9 protein-coding genes and 1 pseudogene are annotated in these 17437 nt (G+C 61.9%); 2 read left to right on the forward strand and 8 right to left on the reverse strand.

Annotation, left to right across the window (positions count from 1 at the left end; genetic code table 11):
- Positions 1 to 293: 293 nt before the first annotated feature.
- From I9H07_RS08430 to pvdM, 5 genes are all read right to left on the reverse strand, one after another.
- Positions 294 to 2525 carry a TonB-dependent siderophore receptor gene (locus I9H07_RS08430; RefSeq protein WP_236533903.1) on the reverse strand — a complete coding sequence of 744 codons (2232 nt, stop codon included), beginning with the start codon at positions 2523 to 2525 and terminating at the stop codon, positions 294 to 296.
- 307 nt (positions 2526 to 2832) lie between these two features.
- Entirely contained in the window at positions 2833 to 4497 is a 1665-nt protein-coding gene (locus tag I9H07_RS08435; RefSeq protein ID WP_236424850.1) for a cyclic peptide export ABC transporter, read from the reverse strand.
- A gap of 35 nt (positions 4498 to 4532) precedes the next feature.
- The gene (locus tag I9H07_RS08440; RefSeq protein ID WP_024672374.1) at positions 4533 to 5399 is read right to left on the reverse strand and encodes a formylglycine-generating enzyme family protein; all 867 of its coding nucleotides are present in this window, start codon (positions 5397 to 5399) and stop codon (positions 4533 to 4535) included.
- Positions 5400 to 5446: 47 nt separating this feature from the next.
- Positions 5447 to 6715 carry an aminotransferase class V-fold PLP-dependent enzyme gene (locus I9H07_RS08445; protein ID WP_236424849.1) on the reverse strand — a complete coding sequence of 423 codons (1269 nt, stop codon included), beginning with the start codon at positions 6713 to 6715 and terminating at the stop codon, positions 5447 to 5449.
- 42 nt (positions 6716 to 6757) lie between these two features.
- Entirely contained in the window at positions 6758 to 8101 is a 1344-nt protein-coding gene (gene pvdM, locus I9H07_RS08450) for a pyoverdine-tailoring dipeptidase-like protein PvdM (RefSeq protein WP_058392639.1), read from the reverse strand.
- Between the two features lie 181 nt (positions 8102 to 8282).
- On the opposite strand from pvdM, the gene I9H07_RS08455 reads away from it, so the two are divergent.
- A complete protein-coding gene (locus I9H07_RS08455) occupies positions 8283 to 9917 on the forward strand; it encodes a PvdJ/PvdD/PvdP-like protein (RefSeq protein WP_236424847.1) in 1635 nt (544 codons plus the stop codon).
- 445 nt (positions 9918 to 10362) lie between these two features.
- Here the strand turns inward: I9H07_RS08455 and I9H07_RS08460 are convergent.
- The 3 genes and pseudogenes from I9H07_RS08460 to I9H07_RS08470 all read right to left on the reverse strand — a co-directional run.
- Positions 10363 to 11745: pseudogene (locus I9H07_RS08460) on the reverse strand (efflux transporter outer membrane subunit); the annotation flags it as partial.
- Positions 11746 to 11752: 7 nt separating this feature from the next.
- The gene (locus I9H07_RS08465; protein ID WP_236533904.1) at positions 11753 to 13726 is read right to left on the reverse strand and encodes a MacB family efflux pump subunit; all 1974 of its coding nucleotides are present in this window, start codon (positions 13724 to 13726) and stop codon (positions 11753 to 11755) included.
- On the reverse strand, positions 13727 to 14899 hold the full coding sequence (locus I9H07_RS08470) for an efflux RND transporter periplasmic adaptor subunit (RefSeq protein WP_024672233.1): 1173 nt from the start codon (positions 14897 to 14899) through the stop codon (positions 13727 to 13729). It abuts the gene before it with no gap.
- 192 nt (positions 14900 to 15091) lie between these two features.
- Here I9H07_RS08470 and I9H07_RS08475 point away from each other — a divergent pair, with 192 nt between their 5' ends.
- The gene (locus I9H07_RS08475) at positions 15092 to 17428 is read left to right on the forward strand and encodes an acylase (RefSeq protein ID WP_094188509.1); all 2337 of its coding nucleotides are present in this window, start codon (positions 15092 to 15094) and stop codon (positions 17426 to 17428) included.
- The last annotated feature ends 9 nt before the right edge of the window (positions 17429 to 17437 follow it).

Below are 17437 nucleotides of genomic sequence, written 5' to 3' on the forward strand. Positions count from 1 at the left end.
GAGGATGAAGGATAATGTATTTGTGCAGTCTGGTCGTGCGCAGTGGTCTGTATCACAAGCCGACACCGCGTCGCATATCAAGATCTGACGCAGAGCGTCCAGAACGGCATGCGACGCAGAGCGTCGCACGATAGTTGAGATTATCGTTCCTCACGCTCCAGCGTGGGAATGCCGTTCGTGACGCTCTGCGTCATACACTCTGCGCCGCGCCAGGCACTCAAGATCGGACGCGGAGCGTCCGGAAATGCCTGCCCATGCGGAGCAGAGGCACGATCTGTGGAGCCAGACTCAGGTCAGAAATCACCCCGCAACGTCAGTACATAGCTGCGCGGTTCGCCGTAGACGTTGGAGCGGTCGGTGGCGATCGAGGTGGTGTAGTACTTGCGGTCGAACAGGTTTTCGGCGTTGAGCGACACTTTCCAGTTCTCATCCAGCTTCCACGACGCTCGGGCATCCCAGATGGCCCGACCGGCGACGCCCAGCTCTTTATTGGACGGCACTTCGTAACCCGAATCCGCCGATACGCCAGCGCCCAGGGTCAGGCGGTTCCACGCACCCGGCAGGTTGTAGCTGGTGTTGAGGCGCAGCATGTGTTTCGGCGTTTCGTACGCGACATCCGAGTCGCCGTTGTTGCGCAGCATGTTGAAGGTATAGCCGCCGAACACTTGCAGCCCCGGCAGCACCTCGCCGCTGGCTTCGACGTCGACACCCTTGCTGCGACTGATGCCGTCCTGCAGGTAGCAGGAGCCGTCGGAACTGGTAGGGCAGAGCTCGGTAGTGTTCACATCGACAGCCGCCACATCTTTCTGTTTGATGTAGAACAGCGCCATCGACAGGTTCATGCGCTTGTCGAACAGTTCACCCTTGAAACCGGTTTCGTAGTTGGAGCCGATGGCCGGGTCCAGCGGTGAGCCGCCAGCGGTGACGTAGTTGGCTTGTGGCGTGAAGATGTCTGCATAGCTGGCGTACCACGACCAACTGTCGTTGATGTCATAGATAACGCCCGCAAACGGCGTGAATTCCTGGGTCTGCTTGGACTCGTAATCCGTCGCTGCACCGGTTTTGACATCGTACTTGTAGTCATACCAACTCAGGCGAGTACCGAGTACCACACTCAACGGTTCGCTCAGGTGGATGCGCGTGTTGGCGTACAGGCCCGCGCGCTCTTCGGTGGTGTCGATATCGGTCGTCCAGGCCGGACGCGCGGGTTTGGCGAAGGCGTTCTGGTTGACGTCGAAGATGTTGATCGGGGTCCGTCTCGTCACCGTAGCCTGATGCGTGTTGGCCTCCTGCTTCGACCAGTCGGCACCCAGGGTCACTTGATGCTCAAGGCCGAAAGCGTTGAAGTTACCTTCCAGTTGACTGTTCAGACCGACGCTGTCGACCTCGTCCTTGCGAAACAGTGTGCCCTGAAAGTTGGAGCCCGCCAGCGTCGTGGGGTTTACCGTGCCTCGTGCATAGGCAATATTCTGATCAAACCCGCCCTGCGAATACGTCAACGAGGTCTTGCTGATCCAGTCGTCATTAAAACGATGCGCGACTTCGGTAAACACCTCGGTCATGTCGCTTTCATGGCGGTTCCACTTCTGCGCCAGATTGTTCGAGCGCGACAGGCCCAGCGAGTTGCCGTTGCTGTAGCGCGGCAGGCCGTAGATCGAGTAACCGTTGATCACCTGCTCCTGACGACGCAGGCTCATGGTCAGCGTGGTGTCATCGCTCACGTCTGCTTCGACGATGCCGTACAGCAGCGGGGTGCGGCTGTCGCGCCCGTCCAGGTAGGAACCGCTGTCATCGTAGGCTGCGACCATGCGCCCGCGCAGGGTGCCGGAATCGTTGAGCTTGCCGCTGCCGTCGAGGTCGACGCGGTACTGGTCCCAGGAACCGGCGCGGGTGGTGATCGAGAATTTGTTATCGGCAGTCGGGCGCTTGCGCACCAGATTGACCGCCCCCCCAGGCTGACCTGCACCGACCAGCAAGCCGGACGCACCGCGCAGCACTTCCACGCGATCATAGATCGCCATGTCCGGCTGCATCCAGCCAGTGATCTGATAGCCCTGACCGCCAATGCCATCGACCAGGAAGCTCTCCGCCAGCAACGAGAAGCCGCGCGAGGTGTACACGTGGCCGCCGAAGTTGCGGTACTGGAACGTGATGCCGGGCGTGTCTTCCAGCACCTCGCTGAGGCTGGTGAGGTTGTTGTCATCCATGACCTGCCGGGTCACCACAGTCACCGATTGCGGTGTTTCACGCAGCGATTGCGGCGCGCCCTTGCCAATGCTCACCGCGCCGGTGGTGTACGAACCGGTGCCGTCGGTGGTCGTGCCCAGGTACTGCGAGTCGATCGCGGTGGGGGCCAGGGTGACCGTGCCCGTCGTGGTCGTTCCGTCTGCTGCGGCTTCCTGCGCCTGTGTGGCCACCGGCATGCAAAGTGCCAGGCCCATGGCTGCCATGGAGGGCCGGGAGCGGAACATCTGACTGAGCATCAACGCTTTGCTGAGCGGGGTGAGTCGTGACGGGTTGTGCATGAATTGGCTCTTTCCAGTGGGTATCGGCAAGGAGATTGAAAGCGTTGCTCAGGCCTGCGCAGCCTTTGTCAGCCGTCGACAGGGCAGGCGAGATCAACTTTTTTATGGGGAACCAGGCAGGAAAATGGCTGTGCGCGCAGTTCGCTGTTAATGAGAACGAAAGCGATTAACGATTATTTAATGAATTTTTCACAAATCCCGAAAATAGATGGCGCTTAGCTATCTGACTTGGTCGTGCAGGGCTTCGCCGGACAAGAAAAAGCCCCGCTCGCGGACAGGCCGGGCGGGGCGTTTCAAGACGGCTGATTCAGGCAGGAGCAGCCTCGTTCAGCACCTGCTCGACCTGGATCTGGCCCGCCTGCATGCGTACCAGTTGATCGGCGATGTAGAAGTAGCGATCGTCGTGGGAGATGACGATGATGGTCTTGCCCTGTTGCTTCAGTTCCGGCAGCAATTCGGTGTAGAACACCCGACGGAATGCCGGGTCCTGGTCGGCTGCCCACTCGTCGAAGACCAGCACCTGACGCTCGTCCAGCCACGCATTGATCAGCGCCAGCCGCTTGCGCTGACCGGTGGACAGGTCGGTGGTGGTAAACGCGCCGTCCTTGATGCTGACCTTGTGTGCGATGTCCAGACGCTCCAGGTATTTGCCGGCGTCCTCCGGCAGCGCAGCCTGACCTTGCAGCGGCTCATCGAACAGGTAATAGTCGGCAAAAATCGTTGTGAACAGCTGGCGATAGTCGTCGAGATTTTCCGGGGTGACCGCCTTGCCGTTCAGGCGAATCTCGCCTTGTTGCGGCGTGTACAGGCCGAGCAGCAACTTGATCAACGTGGTCTTGCCGCAGCCGTTTTCACCGACGATAAACACGATATCGCCCTGTTTGATGCTCAGGTCGACCGGGCCCAGATGGAAGGCATCACTGCCTTCGACCGGCGGGTAGTCGTAGCGCAAATTGTGCAGTTCCAGGGTCTGCATACTGGCCAGTGAATTGGCGCGGTCGTTGACCAGCAAATGCGGTTCAGGATTGGAAAACTTCCACGACAGCTCGGCGATGCGACGCATGGCGATCTGCGCACGGCTGATGCCGGGCAAGGCGGTAATCAGGCGCTCCAGCGGGCCTTTCATGTACAGCATCACCAGCACGAAGCCGCCCAGCACGGTCTTTTCAGTGGTCGGCCACATGGCCTGGAAGGCGATGGCGATGCCGATCACGGCAAAGAACAGCATCGAACCAAAGGTTTCGGCACTGACGAAAATGTTGGCGGCACGGATGTTCGAGCGACAGATGGTTTCGGTGGCACCGTGAATCTTCTCGTCAAGCATGTGCTGACGACGTTTGCGCTGAATACGCAGTTCCTTGGCGCCTGCGGACAGCGCCTGGTAGTGCTTCTGCAATTCGTCTTCGCTGTTGCGGGCCGTCAGAATGCTGCGCATGCCAAACGCGTGAGCCAGGTACTGCGCGCCGGTGCCGAGTACCACGGTGAGGACGGTCAGCGCCAGAATCTGCCAGGACAACAGCGCCAGGTAGGTCAGGCAGCCGAGGGTGACGGTGAACGAGATGACCATCGGCGCGACCGACAAGGCGAAGGTGCTGATGGTGTTGACGTCATTGAGCAGCACTGGAATCAGGCGATGCGAGCGATAACGCTCCAGTTGCTCGATGGGCGCGACCAGCACCTTGGCCGCCAGCTCGCGGCGCAGGTTGGCGACCACGCGCTGGCCGACATAGTTGGTCGACAGGTTGGACAGCGTCGAACAGGCCAGGGTCAGCACACACAGCCCGGCGAACAGCAGTGCGGTATGCGTGTCAGGGCCGCCTGGCATGTTCAGCGCATTGTTGATGGTGGCCAGCAAGCCGGTGACGCTCAGGCCACTGACGATGCCCAGCACAGTCGACAGCGCCACCAGCCACCAGAACGGCTTGAGGATCCTCAGGGTTTCCCGGGCGAGGCTTTCAGTTTTGCGGGTCATGGTGAGTCTCGTCAGTGTCCGTGAGTGGGGGGCTGTTACAGGTCACGAGCGACCCGAAAGCCCAGCCAGTCGCCACGTACAGCAGGCTGGCGGCTGTTGCGGTTGCCGGAGCGGGAGAAGATCGGCGCTTCGGTCCAGTCATTGCCGCGAATCATTTTCCAGGTGCAATCACCGGCCAGCCACGCGCTGCCGTCGGTGGGCGCGCCGTTGTAGTTGCTGGTCTCGCAATCGGCGGTCCACTCGTAGACGTTGCCATGGGCGTCGTAAATGCCGAAGTCGTTGGGGCTGTAGCTGCCAGCGGGTGCGGTGTAGCTGAAACCGTCTTCCGGGCCGTAGGTGTTGGCGTGTCTGGCGATGCTGTACGGCTTGCCTTCGTCCATCGGGAACGGGAAAGAGCCCTTGCTGCCGCCGCGTGCCGCGTATTCGCGCTGGGCTTCGCTGACCATGTGGTAAGACTTGCCGGTCTTCTTCGACAGCCATTCGACATACGCCCTGGCTTCGTTCCAGTCCATGCACACGGCGGGCTGGCGCGCGCTCAGCGGATAGCGAGGCTTGCCAGCCTTGCACTCGCGGCCCGGCCGGGTGTCGCCGTCCGGCATTTTGTAACCGGAGCTTTTGAGGTAGGCGTCCCATTCGCCGCTCAACACCTGAAAGCGGCTGATGGCGAACGGTTTGGCGAATGTCACGTCATGCAGCGGGCCTTCGTCCGGCTGGCGGCCCATTTCTTCTTCGGGCGCGCCCATGGTGAACGTGCCCGCAGGCAGCACGACCATTTCCGGACAATCCTTGCAGTCCTTGAATGTCTTCCCCGGCGCGGGCACCGGTTCGGTTGTAGCGGCAAGGGCGGTGTCGCCCAGCAACAGGCCGAGCACGGCGGAAAGGGACAGCAGTGTTTTTTTCATGACGGGTCTCGAAGGAAACGGAAAACAATGGGTTCAGTGCGGGCGCATCAGGTGCGTTGACTGAGCAGGGCCATAAAACGGTCGATCTCAGCCTCGCTGTTCAGCAGCCCCGGCGCAGTGCGTACCACCGGGCCGACATCGCGGCTCACGGCATCGACCACCATGCGTTGCTTCATCAGCCACGCCGCTACCTCGTCGCACGGCTGACCCTTGAGCCGGAAAAAGCTGAAGCCCGCCGACAGCGCAGGGTCCATTGGCGTCACCAGCTCGACAGTCGGCTGTGCCTGAAGACGCTGCTTGAGGTAGCTGTTGAGCTCGTGAATGCGCGCCTGCACGTCGGCCTTGCCCAGTTGCAGGTGCAGTTTGAAGGCTTCGTTCAGCGCCCAGCGGTGTTCGAACGAGTGATAGCCGCCGGGCGTCATGATCGTGCCGAAGTTACTCGCTTCCGAGAACGTCGGGATCAGCGGGGTGAGGTCCTTCACCTGCTCCGAACGGGCGCAGACGATGCCGGTGCCGCGTGGGCCGAACATCCACTTGTGCGTACCCGCAACGTAGAAGTCGCACTTCATCTCGGGGAAATCCAGGTTCTCGACGCCAAACCCGTGTACGCCGTCGACCACGTACAGAATGCGGTCCTTGTCGTCGCGGTTGCGGTTGTGTTCTTCGACCAGATCACCGATGGCACCAATCGGCAGTTTCACGCCGCTGCCCGACTGCACCCAGGTCATGCCCAGCACTCGCGTCTTCGGCTGAATGCTGCGCGCGATAGAGCCGATGATCTCGTCTGCCGAAACAGTGGCCGGGTCCTTGAACAGGCGAATCTTGCGCACCTGCGTGCCTTCGCGCTGTTGACGGAATTTGAGGATATCGCGGGTGCAGGAATGCTCGTGCTCGGTGGTCAGGATTTCCTGATCGGGGCGCACATGCAGGCCGCCGTAGATGATCGCCAGCCCTTCAGTGGTGCTGCCGGTCAGGGCAATCTGGCCGGGCTGGACTTTCAGGTATTTGCCTGCCCAGACGCGAACCTCGTGTTCGCGGCGCTCGGTTTCCTGCAGGTCCCAATCCATCGCCAGACCGGGATTACGATCGATGTGCGCACGATGCTGCTCAATGGCGTCGCGCACCGGTTTCGGGTGCGAGGTGATCAGGAAGTTGGAAAAGTGCACGTAATCCGGGTCCTGATTGAACAGCTGCTTCAGGCGCGCCCATTTGTCTGCGGCCAGCGGCTCGGGTGCGGCTGTTGCCAGGCTGGAGCCCAGTGGCAGGGCGGCAGCCAGTAACCCGGCCTGCTTGAGAAAGGTTCTGCGGTCAGTCATGAGCGGTTTCGCCTGATGATCGAGTAACGGCGTTTGAAAGCGTCATGGTTTGGCCACCGGATGCGCCGAGGCCTGAACCTGCTCCCAGACGCGCAGGAAATTGCCGCCCCAGAGTTTGGTGATATCCGCTTCGGAGTAACCACGCTGAATCAGCTCGGCGGTGACGTTGCGAATTTCGCTGACGTCGTTGAAGCCTTTCACGCCGCCACCGTCGTTGAAATCGGAGCTGATGCCGACATGGTCGATGCCGATCTTTCTCACCGTGTAATCAATGGCGTCGACGAAGTCCTTGACCGTGGCCTTGGGCTCTTCTTCAAGAATCGCGTACAGCTTGCTGGCGTAGGCACCGAAGCGCTGTTCTGGCCAGACGGTGATGATCGCGTCGCCGGGCATCAGCGCCATGGCCAGGTTCGGCAGCGGCGGCAGGTCGAAGTCCTTGCGCAGGGCGTTGAGCTTGTCCTGGGTGTTCTGGCTCAGCGGCTTCAAATAGGCCGGAAATGCCACGATCTGCACCACACCGCCGCTCTGTTTGATGAGCTGCATTTCCTCATCACTGAGGTTGCGCGGGATGTCCACCAGCGCGCGCGGCGCGGAGTGCGAGGCGACCATGGGCGTACGGCTCAGCTGGCTGACCTGCAGCAGCGCCTTGCTCGACATCTGCGACACATCGATGATCACGCCCAGGTCATTGAGGCGCTGCACGGCCTGCTTGCCGATCTCCGACAGGCCGCCCAGCGCGTCCGGCGTGTCATTGAGGAAGGGCAGGGGCCGCGAAGAGTCGGCCCAGCTGTTATTACCGACATAGCTGAAACCGAACATGCGCATGCCACGCGCGGCCCAGTGGTCGAGCAGGCTCAGGTCATTGCCCAGCGGGTAGGCGTTGAGCATGCTGATGAAGATCGCAAACTTGCCCTCGCCGTGCAGACGGCGCATGTCGTCCGGGGTGTAGGCGATGCCGACCTGATTGGGGAAGTCGCGCACCATGCCGGTGATGATTTTGTAGCGCACTTCCTGCTGATGGCGCGCTTCGTCGACAAACCCGGGCGTCGGCCGATGCGGCGCGTTGTCGCCGTTCCAGATTTCCGGCCAGCCGAAAACCGTCAGCGCCGCCCCGGACAGCCTGCCGCGAGCTGCTTTCACCAGGTCGAATTGCCCCGAACCGTCCTTGTCGGCTTCGTTGCCCTCGCTGCCGAATTTCATCGGCACAGTGATGTGGCTGTCGAAGGAAATGACCCGCTCTTGCAGGTCGTCTGCCTGCTTCATGATCTTCACTGGGTAACCGGCAGGCGACCAGTAATTCCAGGCCAGATAACCCGCGCCTGCACTAATAGCCAGAGCCAGCGGCAGGCCGATGAAGAGAGCCATTTTCCAACGCGGTCTTGTCATTTCCGTCTCGTTTAAATAATCGTTGCGAAGCGGGCACGAGGGCCGTTGCTATCTGGAGGGAACGAGCGGATGGGCGAAAAATTTAGCGCAGGGTTGTGCGTGCAGGCGTTGAGCTAAATTTGTCTGCCGGTTTTACGTTCTAGCTTGGATAACGGCGGTCTCGGTTTGGAACAGGTAGGCAATGACGATTTCTCGACGAGGGTTCATAGCAGGGCTGGCGCTGACCGGCGCAGCGGTTCCGGCTGCGTATTACGCGCATCGGGAGCTCACCCGTGTCGAGGAGCCCGTGACGCCGGGTGAGGCCACGGCCGGGCCTGCGGATATCACGACTCAACGCCTGGCCGACAAATTGCGCGGGGTATGGACACTGCGTTTCGAGGGGCGCGATGCCGGATTGACCGGTGCACCACTGGAAGGCCTGGAACTGTTTCTCGACATTGCCCCGCGTGGGCGTGGTGTGCGGGGCTACATCGACACCGCCGAGCAGTTGCGCAGCGATGGAATGCCGCGCTTCCGGGTGATTGGCGACCTGCAACCGGCCAATGCGGCGAAACTTTATCTGCGGGTCATGGACGGCCATGCGGGCAATGATCCGCACAGCGACACCCCGGATTACGAATTCAGCCTGACCCTCGATGAAGTCTGGGGCGCGTTCGGCAATGCGGGCAGCGGAACATTGAGCGGGCGTATCGAACGACTGGATCGGCCGCTGGCCCTGCCGGAACTGGAAAACCGTCTGATCGCAATCAAGCAAGTGTTTCCGGAGGCGCGGGAGCGGGTCGGTCTGAGCCCGCCGTTTCTCGCCTGGCTGGTTTCCAGAGAACACCGGCTGTTCCACCAACTCTGGCACGCCTCGCGAGACAAATGGCACAAGCTGCCTGAAGACAAACGCGACGCCCTGCGCGGCATCGGTTGGCAGCCGGGGCCGCGAGAGCATGAGCGCGATGCCCGTGGCCCGCACAAGGATCGTAACGGTTCGGGTGAAGACTTTTTCTACATGCACCGGCACATGCTGATTCAGGCCCGCAAGATTCAGGACCTGCCGTCGTGGCCACGCTTTCCATTGCCCCAGCCGGAGTTGGAGCGTGACCGCCTGGGCTTTGCCCGCTACTTCGACAATCACGATGGCTGCGCCTTGCCGCCCAACTGGCTGGCGCAGGGTGATGAGGAATACACACAACTGGTCAGCGACATCAAAAGCCACGAGACGTACCACACGCATTTTCAGGTGTGGGAATCGCAGTACCGCGATCCACGTTTTCTGTCGAAGCTGACGTTGGGGCAGTTTGGCTCACAGGTCGAGCTGGAACTGCACGACTGGCTGCACATGCGCTGGGCCTCGGTGGCCCGCGACCCGGCCAACGGCCAGCCGGTGCCGATGGCGCGGCGCTCGGATGACTTCGCCGAGCGCTGGTTCGAGCCGGAAAACGACTTTCTGGCTGACCCGTTTTCGTCCCATGTGAACCCGGTGTTCTGGATGTTCCATGGCTGGATCGACGACCGAATCGACGACTGGTATCGCGCCCATGAACGCTTTCATCCGGGCGAAGTGAAACGCCTGGAGGTCAACGGCGTGCCATGGTTCGCGCCAGGCCGCTGGGTTGAAGTCAGCGACCCGTGGCTGGGTCCGGAAACCCATGGTTGCAGCACCGTGCCCGGGCAGGCGGCTGGCACGACCATGGAAATGGACCCGGAAGTCATGAAGCTCGCACTGCGCATTACCTTTGCCGCGGATGACAAGCTCAGCAACCTGCTGCGCCGCGTGCCGCGCCGGCCGTGGTATGCGCGCAACCTGTTGCCAGACAGGTGGTTTTAGCGAACGGCAGCGGGATTGTCGTTCCCTACGCGCCAGCGTGGGAGCGCAGTTCACGACACGCTGCGTCGCAAAGAGGACGCGGAGCGTCCAGAACGGCATGCGACGCGGAGCGTCGCACGATGTTGAGTTTATCGTTCCGCACGCTCCAGCGTGGGAACGCAGTTCGCGACGCTTTGCGTCGCAAAGAGGATGCGGAGCGTCGCACGATAGTCGGGATTATCGTTCCCTACGCTCCAGCGTGGGAACGCATTTCTCGACGCTCTGCGTCGCAAAGAGGACGCGGAGCGTCCAGAACGGCATGCCGACGCGGAGCGTCGCACGATAGTTGAGGTTATCGTTCCGCACGCTCCAGCGTGGGAGCGCAGTTCGCGACGCTTTGCGTCGCAAGAGGACGCGGAGCGTCCTGAACGGAATGCCGACGCTTTGCGTCGCACGATAGACCGTTCACCTGCCAACCCCCGCCCAGCGCTTTGTACAACGCAATGCTCGCCTGCACTCGCGCCAGCCGTAGTTGCACACTTACGTCCTGTGCCAGGTACAGCGTGCGTTGGGTTTCCAGCACGGTCAGCAAGTCCTCGGCACCGGCCTCGTAGCGGCTCTGCGCGATGCGGAAGGCGGTCTGCGCCTGCTTGAGCTCTTCTTCGTGCCAGTAGCGTTGCTGGTCCAGGCCGCTGATGCTGTTCAGGGCTTTTTCCACGTCGGCGAAGCTGTTGATGATCGCGCCGCGATAGGTTTCCAGCAGTTCTTCCTGGCGTGCCGTGGCCTTTTCGCGCTCAGCCCCCAGACGCCCGTTGTTGAAGATTGGCCCCACCAGACCGGCTGCCAGGCTACTGAACGGCGCACGCAGCCAGTCTTCGGCGCGTGTGGTTTCGGTGCCCAGCCGGGCGCTCAGCGTCAGTTTCGGCAGCATCGCCGCACGCGCCACTGTGACATCGGCCCGCGCTGCTGCCAGTTCGGCTTCGGCTTTGGCCAGATCAGGACGCCGGGTCAGCAGGTCGCTGGGCACACCTGCGCCGATGTCCGGCCAGTTCAGGGTGTCAAAGGCCTGATCGCTCAGCTTGAGGTTCTGCACCGGCTGACCAAGCAGTGCCGCGAGGGTGATCAATTGCTCGTTGGCCAGTTGCTGAATCCGCGGCAATTCGCGCTGCTGGGTGGCGACCAGATTCTTCTGCTGCGCCAGTTCCAGTGCAGTGGCCGAACCTGAGTCATAGCGGGTCTGTACCAACCGCAGCACGCTCTGCGCATTGGCCAGGTTCAGTTCGGCGATCCGGCCTTGCTCACGCGCTGCCAGGGTTTGCGCATAGCGGTCGGCAACGTTGCTGAGCAACGTCAGCTCCACGGTAGCCTGATCGAACTCGCTGGCGCGCAGGCCTTGTACCGCGCTGTCACGTCCCGCTGCAATCCCGCCCCAGAAATCCACCTCATAGCTGGCAGTCAGGTCGCTGGTGAAGTTGTTGGTGTTGTTGTCGTCGGAAGGGTTGGCCTTACGGTCGCTGTGGCGCACAAACTTGTTGCGTTCGCCACGCAAGTCGAAAGCCAGCTCCGGCAGTAACGGCGCGCCGCCGATGATGGCAGTCGCCTGAGCCTGACGGACTCGCGCCATCGCCGCCGCGACTTCATGGCTGTCACGACTGGCCTGGGCGATGAGACGGTTCAGTTCCTGGCTGCCGAACCCTTGCCACCACTGGGTGTCGCTGCGCTGGCTGGCAGCGAGCTCGGCGAACGCCCAGCTCGCAGGAGGCTGGATGCCGCTGTCCAGGCGTGGGGCGGGCGTATGGCAGGCGCTCAGCAACAGACAGACCGTCAGCAGGGAAAGGCATGGTTTCATCAAATGATCATTCACTGGTAAGGGCCGCCACCGGGTCGAGGCGGGCAGCTTTGCGGGCAGGCATGAAGCCGAAGATCACACCGGTGACCAGCGCGCAGGCAAAGGCGCCGACCACCGCAGGCAGGGTGAAGGCCACCGCCACCTTGCTCAGTAACAACGCCGCGCCCATCCCCAGCGCCAGCACGATGCCGGCCAGCCCGCCGACCACCGAGAGCATCACCGCTTCGGTGAGGAACTGACGCAGAATGTCGCTCTGTCGCGCCCCGGTGGCCATGCGAATGCCGATCTCGCGGGTTCGTTCACGCACGGTCATCAGCATGATATTCATTACCCCGATACCGCCAACCAGCAGCGAGATGGCGGCAATCGAGCCAAGCATCAACGACAGGGTGTTCTGAGTCCGTGCTTCGGCCTGGATCATCGCCGCGTTATTGGTCAGCTCATAATCCTGTTTGCCGTTATGCAGGCGTTGCAGCAGGGTGCGAATCGCCATTTCGGCCTGCTTGACGTTGTTGGCGTCGCGGGTGGCGATGGTGATGTATTCCGGGTCTTGCGTGCCGAACAGGCGGATGCTCGCCGACGAGTACGGAATGGCGATGCGATTGTCACTGTCCAGATCGCCCGAGGTCGCGCCTTTTTCCTGGAGTACGCCGACCACCTGAAAGGGCACGTTTTCAATGAGGATGTACTGACCGACAGGGTCAGTGTGCTCGCCGAACAGCTTCTGGCGGACTTTGTGACCAATCACCGCCACGGCGGCAGCGCTCTGTTCATCGGCCTCGCTGAAGTAGCTGCCTTCCACCACCGGCCAGTTGAAGATGGCCGGGAAGTGCGTGTCGTTGCCGCCAACGTAGCTGGAGTGATCGACATTGCCGAAGCGTACCCCGGCCTGTCCGCCGTTGACCGGCATGATCATTTTGACCTCGGGCAGCTCGCCCAGCGCTGCGACTTCTTCCAGCGTGATGACGCCTTTGGGTGCGCGCGGGTTAGGAGCCTTGCCGTTGAGGTAAATGATGTTGGAGCCGAACGAAGACATCTGCGCCATGACCTGACGCTTGCTGCCTTCACCGACCGCGAGCATGACCACCACCGACGCGACGCCGATGACAATGCCCAGCAAGGTCAGCGCAGTACGAAAACGGTTGATCCACATGACCCGCCACGCGGCCTGAATCGCGTCGAACAGTTCGCCTTTCCAGGCACCGCGGCTGCCGCTGCCCTCGTTCAGGCGCTTGCGCAGATCGACCGCTTGCAGCGCGGCTGGATTGGCTGAGTGCTGCACGTCAGAAACATCCCGAGCGGTATCGCTGACCACCAGCCCGTCGCTGATCTCGATGACCCGATTGGCGCGCGCCGCCACCGCTCGGTCATGGGTAATCAGGATCACCACGTGGCCCTGGCTGGCCAGCTCGTCGAGCAGGGTCATGACCTCCGCGCCGCTGTGACTGTCCAGCGCGCCGGTGGGTTCGTCGGCCAGAATGATGTGCCCGCCGTTCATCAGGGCGCGGGCGATGGACACCCGTTGTTGCTGGCCGCCGGACAACTGATGCGGACGGTTGCCGGTGCGTGATGCCAGACCCAGACGGTCGAGCAGGGCGGCGGCCCGGGCGTGGCGTTCGGCGGCAGGCGTCCCGGCGTAGATCGCTGGCATCTCGACGTTTTCCTGCGCCGAGCCGGACGGGATCAGGTGGTAGCCCTGAAATACGAAGCCGAACGCTTCACGACGCAGCCAGGCCAGTTCGTCGCTGCCGAGTTCGGCAACGTTTTCCCCGGCAAACAGGTATTTGCCCGAGGTCGGGCGGTCCAGGCAGCCGAGAATATTCATCAGCGTCGACTTGCCGGAGCCGGACGCGCCGACAATCGCCACGAACTCGCCGGCATGAATGGACAGTTCGATGCGGCGCAGCACGTTGACCAGCGGGGTGTCACCACCGCCGTAGGATTTGCGGATGTTCCGCAGGTCGATCAGCGGCGTGTGCATTCAGCCTCCGCTGCCGACAGGCGCGGGCATCAGCAGGCGGTCACCTTCATTCAAACCCTCGAGAATCTGTACCCGTAACCGGTCGCTGATTCCGGTGCGTACCTGGCGACTCTGTACCTCGCCATTGGCGGCCAGCACCTGTGCGGTCTGAACATCGGCCTGCGAACCGTTTTGCAGGGCCGCGAGCGGCGCAGTGAGGGTGTTTTCGGCTTTGCCGGCGACAAAGAAGATTTGTGCGGTCATTTCTGCCATCAGCGCTTGATCGCTGTTGTCGACGTCCAGTAACACGGTATAGAGCACCACCCGGCCGCCACCGCTCTTGCGCGAACTGCTCGGGCTGCCGCCGCCCTGATTGGCCTGGTCCAGCGGCCTGGGCGGCACTGGCAGAATCTGCCGCACGGTGCTGCTCCAGCGCCGGTTGCCGCCACTGAGCGTGGTGAAATAAGCCGTCATCCCCGGTTTGACGTGGCCGATGTCGGCCTCCGAGACTTCGGCCCAGACAGTCATCGGCGACAGCCGGGCGATGCGCAGAATCAGTGGAGTCTGTTGTTGCGCGTTCAGCGTCTGGCCTTCGCGGGCATCCAGCGCGACCACCGTGCCGCTCATGGGGGCGTAGATGCGTGTGTAACCCAATGCGGCTTCGTCACTGCGCAGCGCGGCCTGGGCTTCGAGGATCTGCGCCTTGAACATGTCGACCCGTGCCTGCGTGGCACGAAACTCCGATTGCGCTGCCTGCACGTCTTCGGCGCGCGTGGCACCGCCCGCCGCCAGGCTTTTCTGTCGTTGCTGCTTCTGCTCTGCCAGCTCGTGCAGCGCACGTTGTTCCTGAAGCTGGGCCTTGAGGTTGTCGATGGCGTAACGCGCGGCGTCGAGTTTGGCTTTTTGTGTCGAAGGATCGATTTCCACCAACAAGTCGCCTTCCTTGACCTGATCTCCGACCTGCGCATGGATTTTCAGGATCTGCCCGCTGGCCTGCGACCCCACGTCTACATAGCTGCGCGGTTGCAGGGTGCCCAGCGCGGTCACGCTGTTTTCGATGCTGCTGCGGGTCACCGTCACGGTTGATGCATGGCCGTTGCCGTCGGGCAGGATCTGCCAGGCACACACGGCAATGACCGGAAACAGGCACAGCGCCACGAGGAGGGCGCGTCGAGGGTATCGAGAGCGTTTCATGCAGATTCCTGCGCTGGGAGATCAGCCGGTCGCCGAGCGACGGCCACGAGAGCTGCCCTTTAAACGAGAAATGGAGGCAGGAATTTAGCGCGGCGCACCGGGTTGTACGATTCAGCTAAAAATCCGCCCGCGTGCTTCGTTTAACGGGAGCGGCTAATTCGGGTCGTCTTGTCGAGTGGAGTCAGCGTGATTATTTCCAGAACACTGCCCGGTTTTGTTTTTGCAGGCCTTTCGTTCGCTGTGGTTCTGCCTGCGCAGGCCTTGGTTGCCCCCGAGCCTCAGGCCTCCCTGCATAAGGCCGCTAGCGCCGAGATCCGGCGTACCGGCTTTGGCGTGCCGCACATCGTCGCGGATGACGAGCGAGGCTTGGGCTATGGCATCGGTTACGCCTATGCGCAGGACAATCTGTGCCTGCTGGCCAATGAAATCGTCACGGTCAATGGCGAGCGCTCGCGCTATTTCGGACCGGACAAGGCGACCCTTGAGCAGCGCAACAACATGGCCAGCGACCTGCTGTTCAAGTGGCTTAATACACCAGAAGCGCTGGCGGATTTCTGGAAGGCCCAGCCGCCGGAGATTCGCCAGTTGATGCAGGGCTATGTCGCTGGTTACAACCGCTCTCTGGCTGAGCAGAACAGCAAGGGCCTGCCGCCAGCCTGCGCGGCCGAGTGGGTGCGCCCGATCAGCACTGACGATCTGGTGCGCCTGACACGTCGCCTGCTGGTCGAAGGCGGAGTGGGGCAGTTCACTGAAGCCTTTGCCGGAGCCAAACCGCCTTCTGCGCAAAAGCCTTTGCAGGTTGATAGTCAGCAGGCTCGAGCGCTGCAACTGGCCGCTGCCCGCAACGAACGCTTTGCCCTGGAGCGCGGCAGCAATGCCGTGGCGGTGGGGCGGGATCTGTCTGCCAACGGGCGCGGCATGCTGTTGGCCAATCCACACTTTCCGTGGGGCGGCGGTATGCGCTTCTATCAGATGCACCTGACCATTCCCGGCAAACTGGACGTGATGGGCGCGGCATTGCCGGGTCTGCCGCTGATCAACATCGGTTTCAACCGGCATCTGGCCTGGAGCCATACCGTCGACACGTCGAAACACTTTACGCTGCACCGTCTGCAGCTTGATCCAAAGGACTCGACTCGCTACATGCTGGACGGCAAATCGGTAGCAATGGGCAAGCAGCAGATCAGTGTCGAGGTGGAGCAGCCGGACGGCAGCCTCAAGGCTGTGCCGCGTATCATCTATTCATCGAAGTTCGGTCCGGTGGTGCAATGGCCGGGCAAGCTGGACTGGGACGACAAGTTCGCGTTCAGCCTGCGCGACGCCAACCTGGAAAACGACCGCGTGTTGCAGCAGTGGTACGCAATGGACAAGGCCGACAGCCTCAAGGCGTTTCAGGATTCGGTACACAAGATTCAGGGCATTCCGTGGGTTAACACGCTGGCGGTCGATGCCAAGGGGCAGGCGCTGTACATGAACCTCTCGGTGGTGCCGAACGTGGATGCCGCAAAGCTCGCCCGATGCAGTGACCCGCGGATCGGCACCGAACTGATCGTGCTTGACGGCTCGCGCAGTGCGTGCAACTGGGACCTGTCCCCCGAGGCGGCGCAGGCAGGTATTTACCCGTCTTCGCGTCAGCCGCAGTTGCTACGGACCGATTTCGTGCAGCACTCCAACGATTCGGCCTGGATGGTCAATCCGGCTGTGCCGTTGAAGAACTTTTCACCCCTGATCAGTCAGGATGGTCAGCCACTGGGCCAGCGGGCGCGTTTTGCGCTGGATCGGCTGAGCAGCCTGGAGAAGACGGGGAAGGTCAACGTCGAGAACCTGCAAGCCATGGTCATGGGCAACGAGGTGTATCAGGCCGGGCAAGTGCTGCCGGACCTGCTGAAGTTCTGCGCCTCGCAGCTGGGTGACGATGCAGCGCGTCTGGCACCACTGTGTGCCGCATTGAAAGCCTGGGACGGGCGTGCTGACCTGAACAGCGGCATCGGCTTTGTGTACTTCCAGCGGATCGTGACCTCCATGCAGGCTGTCGCCTCGCGCTGGCGCGTGGTGTTCGATCCGCAGGACCCGGTTCACACGCCAAGCGGGCTGGCCATTGAATACCCGGAAGTCGCCACCGCGCTGCGCGCCGCCATGCTTGCGGCGGTGGATGAGGTGGCCAAGGCGGGACTGTCGGCTGACAGCACGTGGGGGGATATTCAGGTGTCGAGTATCAGCGGCAAAGCAATCCCGATTCACGGCGGCCCGGCAGGGTTGGGTATCTATAATGCGATGCAGACCGTCGCGGGCAAGGATGGCAAGCGCGAAGTGGTCAGCGGCACCAGCTATCTGCAGGTGGTGACATTCGACGAACATGGCCCCAAGGCGCAGGGTTTACTGGCGTTTTCCGAGTCGAGCAACCCGCAGTCCGAGCATTCATGGGACCAGACCGAGGCATTCTCGAAAAAGCAGTGGAGTACTCTGCCGTTCACCGAGCAGCAGATAAAGGCTGATCCGGCGTATCAGGTGCAGGTGATCAAGGAGTAGGGGGAGATT

Source organism: Pseudomonas syringae, from assembly GCF_023278085.1.
Taxonomy (GTDB): Bacteria; Pseudomonadota; Gammaproteobacteria; order Pseudomonadales; family Pseudomonadaceae; genus Aquipseudomonas; species Aquipseudomonas syringae_Q.

Bases quoted from the DNA above. Each gene is read 5' to 3' on its own strand.
- I9H07_RS08470 (WP_024672233.1), bottom strand. From the start codon at position 14,899: ATGAAACGCTCTCGATACCCTCGACGCGCCCTCCTCGTGGCGCTGTGC.
- I9H07_RS08445 (WP_236424849.1), bottom strand. From the start codon at position 6,715: ATGACTGACCGCAGAACCTTTCTCAAGCAGGCCGGGTTACTGGCTGCC.
- I9H07_RS08430 (WP_236533903.1), bottom strand. From the start codon at position 2,525: ATGCACAACCCGTCACGACTCACCCCGCTCAGCAAAGCGTTGATGCTC.
- I9H07_RS08465 (WP_236533904.1), bottom strand. From the start codon at position 13,726: ATGCACACGCCGCTGATCGACCTGCGGAACATCCGCAAATCCTACGGC.
- I9H07_RS08440 (WP_024672374.1), bottom strand. From the start codon at position 5,399: ATGAAAAAAACACTGCTGTCCCTTTCCGCCGTGCTCGGCCTGTTGCTG.
- I9H07_RS08455 (WP_236424847.1), top strand. From the start codon at position 8,283: ATGACGATTTCTCGACGAGGGTTCATAGCAGGGCTGGCGCTGACCGGC.
- I9H07_RS08435 (WP_236424850.1), bottom strand. From the start codon at position 4,497: ATGACCCGCAAAACTGAAAGCCTCGCCCGGGAAACCCTGAGGATCCTC.
- pvdM (WP_058392639.1), bottom strand. From the start codon at position 8,101: ATGACAAGACCGCGTTGGAAAATGGCTCTCTTCATCGGCCTGCCGCTG.